This is a genomic window from Serratia sp. NFX21 (genome assembly GCF_048517035.1).
Lineage (GTDB): Bacteria > Pseudomonadota > Gammaproteobacteria > Enterobacterales > Enterobacteriaceae > Serratia > Serratia quinivorans.
In genome coordinates this window covers 825553-838500 of sequence record NZ_CP183196.1, presented here as the reverse complement: position 1 = coordinate 838500, position 12948 = coordinate 825553, and the positions used below count along the sequence as shown (strand labels likewise).

Below are 12948 nucleotides of genomic sequence, written 5' to 3'. Positions count from 1 at the left end.
GGCTGCACGTGGCGGCTAACAACGGTTATTTAATATAAAATAGCGTGTATCATAGTCCTTTTGGTCGCCATGAGCGATAAAGCGGATTCAAGTGAGGCGCAGTGAGCAAGAACAAACTGTCCAAAGGTCAAGAACGCCGCGTGCAGGCGAACCATCAACGTCGCCTGAAGCGCACTGACAACAAACCGGAACTGGATGATTCCCAACTGGGTGAGCCGCAGGACGGCATCGTCATCAGTCGTTTCGGCATGCACGCCGACGTTGAAGCAGCGGATGGCACTCAGCACCGCTGTAACATCCGCCGTACGTTACGTTCGCTGGTGACCGGCGATCGTGTGGTATGGCGCCCTGGCGTCGGCACCCATGCCGGGGTGAAGGGCATCGTAGAGGCCGTGCATGAACGCACTTCCGTACTGAACCGCCCCGACATCTACGACGGCGTGAAGCCCATCGCCGCCAATATCGATCAGATCGTCATCGTCTCCGCCATCCTGCCAGAGCTGTCGCTGAATATGATCGACCGCTATCTGGTGGCCTGTGAAACGCTGGAAGTCGAACCGCTGATCGTACTGAACAAAATCGATTTGCTGGATGCCGAAGCACGCAAGACCGTCGACGGGATGATGGATATCTACCGTCATATCGGCTATCGGGTGCTGGAAGTCTCCAGCCAGACGCGTGAAGGCATGGAGGCGTTTGAACAAGCGCTGGCCGACCGTATCAGTATCTTTGCCGGCCAGTCCGGGGTGGGTAAATCCAGCCTGCTGAACGCCCTGCTGCCACCGAGCGATAAGCAAATTCTGGTAAATCAGGTTTCCGATGTCTCTGGCCTCGGGCAACATACCACCACCGCTGCGCGGCTGTACCATTTCCAACACGGCGGCGATGTGATCGATTCACCGGGTGTGCGTGAGTTTGGTCTGTGGCATCTGGAGCCGGAACAAGTGACTCAAGCCTATGTCGAATTCCGTGACTATTTGGGCGGTTGCAAATTCCGCGACTGCCGCCACGATACCGACCCAGGCTGCGCCATCCGCGGGGCGATGGAGAAAGGCGATATCGCGAAAGAGCGTTTCGAAAACTACCATCGCATTCTGGAAAGCATGGCCTCAGTGAAGGTTCGCAAGAACTTCACCGACGCCGCAGGCTGATAATACCGGGCGGCGTTGACTGTGGCGGAGCCACGGTTACAATGCGCGCCCTTTACCCCGATTCACGAGGTTAATGTGCTGGATAGCATCAAAATTAAATTGCAGTATTGGTTACCCAAGCTGGCGCTGACGCGCCTGGCCGGCTGGGGCGCAGATAAACAAGCCGGTTGGCTGACCCAGCTAGTGGTGAAGGGCTTCGCCCGCTATTACCGCGTGGATATGCAGGAAGCACAAAATCCTGACCTGACCTCTTATGCGACCTTCAACGACTTCTTTGTTCGCCCCCTGCGTGACGGCGCACGTCCGATCGTCGATGGCACCCACTGGCTGGCGCTGCCTGCAGATGGCGCGATAAGCCAACTCGGCCCAATCAACGACGACCAGATTTTCCAGGCTAAAGGTCATTACTACAGCCTTGAGGCGCTGCTGGCCGGCAACTACATGCTGGCTGAGCCGTTCCGCAACGGCCTGTTCGCCACCACTTACCTGGCACCTCGCGACTATCACCGTGTGCATATGCCATGCGATGGCGTACTGCGCGAAATGATCTATGTTCCGGGCGACCTGTTTTCTGTTAACCCGCTGACCGCGGCCAACGTGCCAAACCTGTTTGCCCGCAATGAGCGTGTGATCTGCGTATTCGATACCGCTATCGGGCCTATGGTGCAGATCCTGGTGGGTGCCACCATCGTCGGCAGCATCGAAACCGTCTGGGCCGGTACCGTTACACCGCCGCGCGAAGGCATCATCAAGCGCTGGACCTATCCGGCAGAAGGCACTGAAGGCGCTATCGCACTGGAGAAAGGGGCAGAAATGGGCCGCTTCAAGCTCGGCTCGACGGTCATCAACCTGTTTACCCCAGGCAGCGTGCAGTTTGCCCCGCAGTTGAACAACGGCACCGTGACCCGTATGGGCGAAGCCTTCGCAGAAATCCCGGCTGCATCTGTCGCCGCTGAAACAACGCAGATCTAAGGGAATTGTTACTGTGCGCCTGATTATCACGCTATTGCTCGGTTGTTTACTGTCTCAACCGGTGCTGGCCGCCGCGGTGCCTACCGAAACACAGCTCAAGCAAGAGCTGAAGCAGGCGGAAGGCAACAAAAACGCGCCTAATCAGGCGGAAACCACTGAGGCGCTGCAAAGCGCCCTCAACTGGTTATCGGAACGCAAAGAGTCGCTGACGCGTGTTGAGCAGTATCAGCGGGTGATTGACGATTTCCCGAAGATGACGCAGGAACTGCGTCGTCAGTTGGTCATTGAAGAAAGCAAGATCCTGCCGAATGGCGACAACCTGCCGGCCAGCGATCTGGAGCAGCAGATCCTGCAGACCAGCAGCCTGCTGTTGGAACAGGCCCGTCTGCTGCAACAGGAGCAGGAGCGAACGCGGGAAATCAGCGACTCTCTCGGCCAATTGCCTCAGCAGCAGACCGACGCTCGCCGGGCGCTGACGGAAGTGCAGCGCCGTCTGCAGGCTCAACCCGCTAACCCAACCACCCCGCATGCTCAGGCCGCACTGGCGCTATTGCAAACCGAAGCCGCTGCGCGCAAGGCCAAAGTCGATGAACTCGAGCTGGCACAACTGTCGGCCAATAATCGTCAGGAACTAGCGCGAATGCGCGCTGAGGTCTATAAAAAGCGCCACGAGAAGATCGACATCCAACTGCAGGCGCTGCGCAATAACCTCAATGCCCAGCGGCAACGTGAAGCCGAACTGGCACTGGAAAAAACCGAACAGTTGGCCGAGCAGAACGGTGACCTGCCAAAAAGCATCAGCCGGCAGCTACAGATCAACCGTGAGCTTTCCGCCGCGTTGAACAATCAGGCCCAGCGCATGGATCTGATCTCATCCCAACAACGTCAGGCTGCCGCGCAAACGCTGCAGGTGCGCCAGGCATTAAGCACCATCATCGAACAGGCCCAATGGCTTGGCTCCTCGTCCGCACTGGGAGAAACCCTGCGCGCCCAGGTGGCGACGCTGCCGGAAATGCCCAAGCCACAGCAGTTGGACGGCGATATGGCTCAGCTGCGTGTACAGCGGCTGCAGTTTGAAAGCCAACTGGAGAAGCTCTCACAGCGGGAGTTTAAACGCGACGACGGTAGCGAACTGACCAGCGCGGAACGGCGTATCGTCGACGCCCAGTTGCGTACCCAGCGCGAACTGCTCAATTCACTGCTTTCCGGCTGCGATACCCAAATTCTCGAGCTGACCAAGCTGAAAGTGGCCAACACCCAGCTGATTGAGGCCCTGAACGAAATCCGGGACGCCACCCACCGTTATCTGTTCTGGGTGCCGGACATTAATCCGATCAACCTGTCCTACCCGATTAACGTGGCGCACGATCTCACTGTGTTACTGTCACTGGATACGCTGTCACAACTCGGCGGCGCCTTTATGATGATGGTGACCAGCAAGGAAACGCTAATCCCCATCTTCGGCGCCCTGCTGCTGGTGATTTTCAGCATCAGTTCCCGCAAGCACTACCACGCCTTCCTGACCCGGGCCAGCAGCCGGGTCGGCAAAGTTACCCAGGATGAGTTTTTCCTGACGGTTCGCACCGTGTTCTGGTCGATTCTGGTGGCGCTGCCACTGCCGGTGCTGTGGGCGGCGCTCGGTTTTGGCCTGCAGAGTGCCTGGAACTATCCGGTAGCCGAAGCCATCGGCAAGGGCGTCACCGCCACGCTGCCGATCTTGTGGGTCTGTATGATCTGCGCCGCCTTTGCCCACCCCCAGGGGCTGTTTATCGTGCACTTCCGCTGGCCGGTGAAGCAGGTTTCACGCGCCATGCGTTACTACAAGATGTCGATCTGGCTGATCGTGCCGCTGATCATGGCGCTGATTACCTTCGACAGCCTGAAAGAGCGCGAATTTGCCAGCACTCTCGGCCGGCTGTGCTTTATCTTGCTGTGTCTGGCATTGGCCCTGGTAACCAACAGCCTGAAACGTGCCGGTATCCCGCTGTATCTGGACAAGAAAGGCTCCGGCGAGAACATGGTCAACACCGCGCTGTGGGGGCTGCTGCTGTCGGCTCCGGTGCTGGCTGCGCTGGCCTCGGCCGTCGGTTACCTGACCACGGCGCAGGCGCTGCTGGCGCGTCTGGAAACCTCGGTAGCCATCTGGTTCTTCCTGTTGGTGATTTACCATATTATCCGTCGCTGGATGCTGATCCAACGGCGGCGCATCGCCTTCGACCGCGCCAAGCAACGCCGCGCCGATATCCTGGCACAGCGCGCCAGAGGCGAAGAGGAAACGCCGCATACGCCTAACAGTACCGAAGGCTCGATGGACATGGATGATTCGGAGATCGATCTGGACACCATCAGCGCCCAGTCGCTGCGATTGGTGCGTTCGATCCTGACCATGATCGCGCTGGTGTCGGTGATCGTCCTGTGGTCGGAGATCCATTCCGCCTTCGCTTTCCTTGAAAACATCACCCTGTGGAACGTCAGCTCCACGGTTAACGGCGTGGATACCCCACACCCCATCACCCTGGGCGCGGTGCTGATCGCCATTTTAGTGCTGATCGTCACCATGCAGTTGGTGCGTAATCTACCGGCTCTGCTGGAGCTGGCGGTGCTGCAGCATCTGGATCTGACGCCGGGTACCGGCTATGCCATTACCACCATTACCAAGTACCTGCTGCTGCTGTTCGGCGCAGTACTGAGTTTTTCCTGGATCGGTATTGAGTGGTCGAAACTGCAATGGGTAGTGACCGCGCTCAGCGTGGGGTTGGGCTTTGGTATGCAGGAGATCTTCTCCAACTTTATCTCCGGCCTGATCATTTTGTTCGAAAAGCCGATCCGCATTGGCGATACCGTGACGATCCGTAATCTGACCGGCAGCGTCACCAAGATCAACACCCGTGCCACCACCATTTCGGACTGGGATCGCAAAGAGATCATCGTGCCGAATAAGGCCTTTATCACCGAACAGTTCATTAACTGGTCGCTGTCGGATAACCTGACCCGTGTGGTATTGACCGTGCCAGCGCCAGGGGATGCCAACAGCGAAGAGGTGACCAAGATCCTGACCAACGCTGCCGAACGCTGTTCACTGGTGCTCGATACCCCCGCGCCAGAGGTGTATTTGGTCGATCTGCAGCAGGGCATCCAGATCTTTGAGTTGCGTATCTATGCCGCCGAGATGGGCCACCGCATGCCGCTACGCCACGAGATCCATCAGTTGATTCTGGACGGTTATCGCGAACACGGCATTACGCTGCCATACCCACCGTTCCAGGTACGCAGCGAGACGCTCTCACGCCTGACCAGCAATGGCCGTACGCCGCCGTCCACCCCGCCGCCGAACACCAAACGCGAATCAGGCAGTCTGTAAGCGCAGAATGCAAAAAGGGTTCGGCCATGGCCGAACCCTTTTCTTATAGTGATAGTGCCGCGTCGAGAGTTATGCGCGATCGACCGGGAACGCCAGCACTTCACTCAGGCTCTCGGCACCCAGCGCCAGCATCACCAAACGGTCAACCCCCAGCGCCACGCCTGAGCATTCAGGCATGCCGTGCTGCAAAGCATCCAGCAGGTTGTTATCAATCGGGTGCTGTGGCAGGCCACGTTCCGCACGCTTGCGGTTGTCCTGGGCAAAACGCTGCCCTTGTTCGCGGCTGTCCGTCAGTTCACGGAAGCCATTCGCCAGCTCAATGCCTTTGAAGTAAACCTCGAAACGCTCCGCCACCCGGTGATCCTCGGTACTGATCTCCGCCAGCGACGCCTGGCTGGCCGGGAAGTGATAAACGAACGCCGGTTTGTCACGGCCAATGTGCGGCTCCACGCCGACGGTGAACAGCAACTGCAACAGCGTATCGCGATCTTCTTCCGTATCGGCAATGTTGCTCAGATCCAGCTTGGCCGCCGCTTCACGCAGTTGTGCCTTCTCCGCTGACAGCGGATCGATATCCAGATGGCGCAGGAAAGCCTGCTGATAGGACAGGGTTTCCGCGCTGTCGCAATCCAGCACCTGCTGCAGCAGGTCGTCCACCTCATTCATCAGACGGTACATGTCGTAATGCGGGCGGTACCACTCCAGCATGGTGAATTCCGGGTTGTGGTGACGGCCGGCTTCTTCATTACGGAAACTGCGCCCCATCTGATAAATCGGACCGCTGCCCGCCGCCAGCAAGCGCTTCATGTGGTATTCCGGGCTGGTCATCATGTACAGCGTCAGGCCATCCGCCGCGCCGGGCCCGACGAAACGCGTCTGGAACGGGAACAGGTGGATATCGGTGACCGTCGCCTGGCTCATGGTTGGCGTCTCAACTTCCAATACGCCACGATCGGCGAAGAAACGCCGGATCTCAGTCAGGATCGCTGCGCGCTTCAACAAATTGGCGATGGGTGCACTTGGCTGCCAGCTTGCCGTTTCGCTCATGGTAATTACTCCGAAATCAAACAGGGGATGCAGTCTACTCGTATCCCGGCATGCAAACAAATTCTTAACAGGCCCTGGACTTTTAACCGCGACATTACCTGATAAATAGTTAGTAATAAGGTTAATAAAAGGTGAATAAACGTTAAATCCTGCCTGCGGTAAATTATCCTCCCGGCCGGCGGTTAAAAGGCAAAACAATCGATCACATCAAATTTCTTCTACTTAACTTTAGGTATAGTTAATTCCACATTATTGGTGGGAGATATCTATCCTTAGTATTAATGCAACGACAATAAACTCAGTTAGTTAGCACCCGAAGTTTTTTATAAATATTAAGCATAGATATTTAATTTGCCGTTCTTAACAAGAATATTGGAGGAATGCAGTGCAAACCTTTAACGCCGATCTTGCCATTATTGGGGCCGGGGGTGCTGGTTTACGTGCAGCAATAGCCGCAGCGGAAGCCAACCCCCAACTGAAAATCGCGCTAATCTCAAAAGTCTACCCGATGCGCAGCCATACGGTGGCCGCTGAAGGAGGCTCCGCCGCCGTCACTCAGGATCACGATAGCTTCGACTACCACTTCAACGACACCGTTGCCGGTGGCGATTGGCTGTGTGAACAGGACGTGGTCGACCATTTCGTCCACAACTGCCCGCGCGAAATGACCCAGCTTGAGCAATGGGGTTGTCCATGGAGCCGTAAAGAGGACGGTTCAGTCAACGTACGTCGCTTCGGCGGCATGAAGATTGAGCGCACCTGGTTCGCCGCCGACAAGACCGGCTTCCACATGCTGCACACCCTGTTCCAGACCTCGCTCAAATATCCGCAAATCCAGCGTTTCGACGAGCACTTTGTGCTGGATATTCTGGTGGATGACGGCCAGGCCCGCGGCCTGGTGGCGATGAACATGATGGAAGGCACCCGCGTGCAGATCCGTGCCAATGCGATAGTCATGGCTACCGGCGGTGCCGGCCGCGTGTACCGCTACAACACCAACGGCGGTATCGTCACCGGTGATGGCATGGGCATGGCATTCCACCACGGCATACCTCTGCGTGATATGGAGTTCGTCCAATATCACCCTACCGGCCTGCCGGGCTCCGGTATCCTGATGACCGAAGGCTGCCGTGGCGAAGGCGGCATTCTGGTAAACAAAGACGGCTACCGCTACCTGCAGGACTACGGCATGGGGCCGGAAACCCCGCTGGGTGAGCCAAAGAACAAATACATGGAACTGGGCCCGCGCGACAAGGTTTCGCAGGCTTTCTGGCATGAATGGCGTGCCGGCCGTACCGTTGCTACCCCGCGCGGAGACGTGGTTTATCTCGACCTGCGCCACCTGGGTGAAAAGAAACTGCTGGAACGTCTGCCGTTCATCTGTGAACTGGCCAAGGCCTATGTCGGCGTCGACCCGGTGAAAGAGCCGATCCCGGTACGTCCGACCGCGCACTACACCATGGGCGGCATTGAAACCGATCAAAACTGCGAAACCCGTATCAAAGGGCTGTTTGCCGTCGGTGAATGTTCCTCCGTCGGCCTGCACGGCGCCAACCGTCTGGGTTCCAACTCGCTGGCGGAACTGGTGGTGTTCGGCCGGGTAGCCGGTGAACAAGCCGCTCGCCGCGCGTTGGAAACCGGCCCGGCGAACGGTAGTGCTCTGGATGCACAAGGGCGCGACGTCGAAACCCGCTTGAGCAACCTGATGAAACAGGAAGGCAACGAGAACTGGGCCAAAATCCGCGACGAGATGGGCATGTCGATGGAAGAAGGCTGCGGTATTTACCGCACGCCGGAACTGATGCAGAAAACCGTCGATAAACTGGCCGAGCTGAAAGAACGCTTCAAGCGCGTCAAAATTACCGACAGCTCCAGCGTGTTCAATACCGATCTGCTCTACACCATCGAGCTGGGTTACGGGCTGGACGTGGCCGAATGCATGGCGCATTCTGCCTTCAACCGTAAAGAATCCCGCGGTGCCCACCAGCGTCTGGACGAAGGCTGTACCGAACGTGACGACGTGAATTTCCTCAAGCATACGCTGGCGTTCCATAACCCGAACGGCGCACCACGCCTGGAATACAGCGACGTGAAGATCACCAAACTGCCACCGGCCAAACGTGTTTACGGCGCTGAAGCCGAAGCGCAGGATAAAAAGGATAAGGAGCAGGCAAATGGCTGAGATGAACACCCTGAAAATCGAGGTCATGCGCTATAACCCGGAACGCGACTCTGAGCCGCATTTCGAGACCTTCGCGGTGCCTTATGATGAACAAACCTCGTTGCTCGACGCCCTGGGCTACATCAAGGATAACCTGGCCCCCGACCTTTCCTACCGCTGGTCATGCCGTATGGCGATCTGCGGCTCGTGCGGCATGATGGTCAACCGGGTACCAAAGCTGGCCTGTAAAACTTTCCTGCGCGAGTACACTGGCGGCATGAAGGTCGAAGCGCTGGGCAACTTCCCGATTGAGCGCGATCTGGTGGTCGACATGACCCACTTTATCGAAAGTCTGGAGGCGATTAAGCCTTACATCATCGGCAATAACCGCAAGCCGGAAGATGGCCCTAACGTGCAGACTCCGGCGCAGATGGCCAAGTATCACCAGTTCTCCGGCTGCATCAACTGCGGTCTGTGTTATGCCGCTTGCCCGCAGTTCGGCCTGAACCCTGAGTTTATCGGCCCGGCGGCGATCACCCTGGCGCACCGCTATAACCTGGATAACCGCGACCACGGCCAGAAACAGCGTATGGCGCAGCTCAACGGTGACAATGGCGTCTGGAGCTGTACCTTTGTCGGTTACTGCTCTGAAGTATGTCCGAAGCACGTCGACCCGGCCGCTGCCATCCAGCAGGGCAAGGTGGAAAGTGCCAAAGACTTCATGATCGCCATGCTGAAGCCGCAATAAGGGAGATAAACAGCAATGACAACACAACGTAAGCCCTATGTGCGCACCATGACGCCGACCTGGTGGCAAAAGCTCGGCTTCTACCGTTTCTATATGCTGCGTGAAGGCACCTCAGTGCCGGCGGTCTGGTTCAGTATTGTGCTGATCTACGGCGTCTTTGCGCTAAAAGGCGGAGTGGACAGTTGGGCCGGTTTTGTCGGTTTTCTGCAAAACCCACTGGTGCTGCTGATTAACTTCGTCGCACTACTGGCCGCACTGCTGCATACCAAGACCTGGTTCGATTTGGCGCCGAAAGCCGCCAATATTGTGGTTAACAGCGAGAAAATGGGCCCGGGGCCAATAGTGAAAACGCTATGGGCGGTGACGATAGTTGCCAGCGTGGTCATTCTGGCCGTGGCCTTGGTGTAATCCGGAGGAAACATGATAAATCAAGCACCTAAACGCTCAGACGAACCGGTTTTCTGGGGATTATTCGGCGCCGGCGGCATGTGGGGAGCCATCATCGCCCCCGCCATAGTGCTGCTGGTCGGCATTCTGCTGCCATTGGGGTTATTCCCAGGCGATGCGCTGGGCTATGACCGCGTACTGGCCTTCTGCCAGAGCCTGATCGGCCGCCTGTTCCTGTTGCTGATGATTATCCTGCCGCTGTGGTGCGGTTTACACCGTATCCACCATGCGATGCACGATTTGAAAATCCATGTGCCGGCCGGCAAATGGGTCTTCTACGGCCTGGCTGCCATCCTCAGCGTAGTGACCGTGATCGGCGTAGTGACTCTGTAAGCCTCTTCTGGCGGCCACTTCCGTTGGCCGCCTTTTACATCTCTTAATGGCTGCTGAACTTCAGCCCGAGTATGCCGACAACGATCAGGCACAGGCTGAGAATGCGTGCGATATTGGTTGATTCGCCCAGTAGCACCATCCCCATAATCGCGGCACCTACCGCACCTATACCGGTCCAGACCGCGTAGGCCGTGCCGGCCGGCAGCGTTTTCATGGCGTGTGCCAGCAACAGCATACTGACCACCATGGCGGCAATAGTGATAAGGCTGGGGGTCAGACGGGTAAAACCGTGGGTGTATTTCAAACCGATAGCCCACACTACTTCAAGCAAACCGGCAATAAGCAGAATAATCCAAGCCATGAAACAGGCTCCATTACCATGGGGTCGTCCCCGGATACAGATGCGTAAACAGGTCGTCCCGTTTAGCGTTGTGATATGCCCGGAGATTATACCTGCAGCCAGGGAGGATAACAGCACAAAGGTGCCTGCCGGGAAAGGCTCAGCGGAGAAAGCGGTATCCCACGACGATGCCCTTTTGCGGCCGTTCGCGGAATACCGCAGAAATCAGCAAGGTGGGTTATTCCGCGCTACGCTGGATGGCCTTACCACCAGCCTGAATATCTTCGCCCACGCCTTGAGTGGTATTGCATGCGGTCAATGAGGCCAAGAACATCAAAGAGAAAATCGCGATAATACTTTTCTTCAGCATATGAAAGCCCTTATTTGTCAGTGATGAAAAAGTACGGCTTTCTAAGCTTAGTAAATATCAGCGAGAGTTGCTGTTTAGAATGGTCTTATTTCGCACTAATACATTAGTGCATTTGATACTTATTAACTGGCCGTACGCGAGATAGCGCCGCCAAGATGCTGAACGTCTTCACCGAATCCACGGAAAGTATTACATCCGCTAAGGGACATCAGTAGCAACAGGGAGATAACGGCCAACAGAGTTTTCTTCATTATGCAGATTCTGCCAACAATTTGCGGGGATAAAACAAAGGAGCCCAACGAGGCTCCTTTGTATTGAAACTTATTTTACGCGTGATACGTATTCGCCAGAGCGGGTGTCAACACGGACAACTTCGCCAATCTGTACGAACAATGGCACTTTAACCACGGCGCCGGTGCTCAGGGTCGCAGGCTTGCCGCCGGTACCGGCAGTATCGCCTTTCAGGCCAGGATCGGTATCAGTGATTTCAGCTTCGATGAAGTTCGGTGGCTGAACAGCGATAGGACGACCGTCCCACAGGGTAACGATACATTCTGCGTTATCTTGCAGCCATTTTGCCGCGTCAGATACGGTTTTCTCTTCAACACCGTGCTGCTCGAAAGTCTCAGGGTGCATGAAGTGGTAGAACTCACCGTCGTTGTACAGGTAGTTCATGTTGGTATCTACAACGTCTGCACCTTCGCAAGAGTCTGTAGATTTAAAGGTTTTCTCTACGCGGCTGCCTGTCAGCAGGCGACGCATTTTAACGCGCGCAAACGCCTGGCCCTTGCCCGGCTTAACAAACTCACTGGATTCGATAGCGTAAGGCTCGCCCTCGAACATGATTTTAAGACCCGGACGGAAATCGTTGCTAGAATAAGTCGCCATGATGGCCCTCTGAATATTTAAACTGGTAGCTTAGCCAAAAAAATGGCACACATTATAACCCAAAATACGGCATATAGAGAAGATTGGTTGCATCAACTCGCCGATGTTATTACCGATCCCGATGAATTACTGCAGCTTTTGTCACTGAATACGCATCCGGAATTGCCACAGGGCCGTGAAGCCCGTCGGTTGTTTGCGCTGCGCGTCCCCCGCTCTTTCGTAGCCCGCATGCAGCCTGGCGATGCCAATGACCCGCTGCTGCGCCAGGTTCTGACTGCCAGCGAAGAATTCATCAATGCGCCTGGCTTCACCACCGATCCGCTTGATGAACAGCGTAGCGTAGTGCCGGGGCTGCTGCATAAATACCGTAATCGTGCTTTGCTGCTGGTTAAGGGCGGCTGTGCGGTCAACTGCCGCTACTGCTTCCGCCGCCATTTTCCGTATCAGGACAACCAGGGCAATAAGGCCAACTGGCGTCAGGCGCTGGATTATATCCGCCAACACCCGGAACTCGATGAGATTATTTTCTCGGGTGGCGATCCGCTGATGGCAAAAGACCATGAGCTGGACTGGCTAATCGGTGAACTGGAAGCCATTGAGCATCTAAAACGTCTGCGTATTCACACCCGCTTGCCGGTGGTTATCCCCGCGCGAATTACACCGGAGCTGTGCCGGCGGCTGTCGGCATCGCGCCTGCAGGTGCTGATGGTCACGCACATCAACCATGCCAATGAGATTGACCGCGAACTGCAGGCCAGCATGGCGCAACTGCGTCTGGCTGGCGTCACGCTACTGAATCAAAGCGTGCTGCTGCGCGGTATTAATGACGATGCCGATACGCTGGCGGCACTGAGCAACGCGTTGTTTGACGCAGGCATTCTGCCTTATTACATCCACGTACTGGATAAGGTGCAGGGGGCTGCACACTTTATGGTCAGTGATGATGAGGCACGCACTATCATGCAAGCGCTGCTGGGCAAGATTTCCGGCTATATGGTGCCACGCTTGACCCGTGAGGTCGGCGGTAAGCCAAGCAAAACCCCTCTCGATCTGCACCTGATGCAAGACTGATTAGCGGTATATTGCAGATACAAAAAGAGGCATGCCGGAGCATGCCTCTTTTTTATGTT

Annotated in this window: 13 protein-coding genes; 8 read left to right on the top strand and 5 right to left on the bottom strand. The window is 56.3% G+C overall.

All coding sequences use genetic code 11. The features are described 5' to 3' along the window. The first annotated feature begins 101 nt into the window (after positions 1 to 101). The 3 genes from rsgA (at position 102) to mscM (ending at position 5484) form a co-directional block, all read left to right on the top strand. Positions 102 to 1151, top strand: coding sequence for a small ribosomal subunit biogenesis GTPase RsgA (gene rsgA / locus ACNT1W_RS03880; RefSeq protein WP_012004886.1), 1050 nt, complete (start codon positions 102 to 104; stop codon positions 1149 to 1151). Between the two features lie 75 nt (positions 1152 to 1226). After that, the gene (gene asd / locus ACNT1W_RS03875; protein WP_041418445.1) at positions 1227 to 2123 is read left to right on the top strand and encodes an archaetidylserine decarboxylase; all 897 of its coding nucleotides are present in this window, start codon (positions 1227 to 1229) and stop codon (positions 2121 to 2123) included. A gap of 13 nt (positions 2124 to 2136) precedes the next feature. Beyond that, positions 2137 to 5484, top strand: a complete 3348-nt coding sequence (gene mscM / locus ACNT1W_RS03870; RefSeq protein WP_012004884.1) for a miniconductance mechanosensitive channel MscM — start codon at positions 2137 to 2139, stop codon at positions 5482 to 5484. A 69-nt stretch (positions 5485 to 5553) separates the two neighbouring features. On the opposite strand, the gene epmA is transcribed toward mscM, so the two are convergent. Next, positions 5554 to 6531, bottom strand: a complete 978-nt coding sequence (gene epmA, locus ACNT1W_RS03865) for an elongation factor P--(R)-beta-lysine ligase (RefSeq protein ID WP_012004883.1) — start codon at positions 6529 to 6531, stop codon at positions 5554 to 5556. Positions 6532 to 6916: 385 nt separating this feature from the next. Here epmA and frdA point away from each other — a divergent pair, with 385 nt between their 5' ends. Genes frdA through frdD form a run of 4 tightly spaced genes read left to right on the top strand, consistent with a single transcriptional unit; the run spans position 6917 to position 10220 of the window. Beyond that, positions 6917 to 8713, top strand: coding sequence for a fumarate reductase (quinol) flavoprotein subunit (frdA, locus tag ACNT1W_RS03860; RefSeq protein WP_419246426.1), 1797 nt, complete (start codon positions 6917 to 6919; stop codon positions 8711 to 8713). Then, positions 8706 to 9440 carry a succinate dehydrogenase/fumarate reductase iron-sulfur subunit gene (locus tag ACNT1W_RS03855; RefSeq protein ID WP_012004881.1) on the top strand — a complete coding sequence of 245 codons (735 nt, stop codon included), beginning with the start codon at positions 8706 to 8708 and terminating at the stop codon, positions 9438 to 9440. The genes frdA and ACNT1W_RS03855 overlap by 8 nt, the downstream gene beginning before the upstream one ends. Positions 9441 to 9455: 15 nt before the next feature. Then, on the top strand, positions 9456 to 9848 hold the full coding sequence (gene frdC, locus ACNT1W_RS03850) for a fumarate reductase subunit FrdC (RefSeq protein ID WP_017891351.1): 393 nt from the start codon (positions 9456 to 9458) through the stop codon (positions 9846 to 9848). 12 nt (positions 9849 to 9860) lie between these two features. Next, positions 9861 to 10220, top strand: coding sequence for a fumarate reductase subunit FrdD (gene frdD / locus ACNT1W_RS03845; RefSeq protein WP_085119381.1), 360 nt, complete (start codon positions 9861 to 9863; stop codon positions 10218 to 10220). 43 nt (positions 10221 to 10263) lie between these two features. Here the strand turns inward: frdD and sugE are convergent, their stop codons facing one another. The 4 genes from sugE to efp all read right to left on the bottom strand — a co-directional run bounded on the left by sugE (position 10264) and on the right by efp (position 11818). After that, positions 10264 to 10581, bottom strand: a complete 318-nt coding sequence (gene sugE, locus ACNT1W_RS03840; protein WP_017891350.1) for a quaternary ammonium compound efflux SMR transporter SugE — start codon at positions 10579 to 10581, stop codon at positions 10264 to 10266. 217 nt (positions 10582 to 10798) lie between these two features. Next, positions 10799 to 10930 carry an entericidin A/B family lipoprotein gene (locus ACNT1W_RS03835; protein WP_012004877.1) on the bottom strand — a complete coding sequence of 44 codons (132 nt, stop codon included), beginning with the start codon at positions 10928 to 10930 and terminating at the stop codon, positions 10799 to 10801. A gap of 122 nt (positions 10931 to 11052) precedes the next feature. Next, entirely contained in the window at positions 11053 to 11181 is a 129-nt protein-coding gene (locus tag ACNT1W_RS03830; RefSeq protein WP_012004876.1) for an entericidin A/B family lipoprotein, read from the bottom strand. A gap of 70 nt (positions 11182 to 11251) precedes the next feature. Further along, a complete protein-coding gene (gene efp, locus ACNT1W_RS03825; RefSeq protein WP_004952647.1) occupies positions 11252 to 11818 on the bottom strand; it encodes an elongation factor P in 567 nt (188 codons plus the stop codon). A 42-nt stretch (positions 11819 to 11860) separates the two neighbouring features. Here efp and epmB point away from each other — a divergent pair, with 42 nt between their 5' ends. Then, positions 11861 to 12889, top strand: coding sequence for an EF-P beta-lysylation protein EpmB (epmB, locus tag ACNT1W_RS03820; RefSeq protein WP_012004875.1), 1029 nt, complete (start codon positions 11861 to 11863; stop codon positions 12887 to 12889). Positions 12890 to 12948 lie beyond the last annotated feature (59 nt).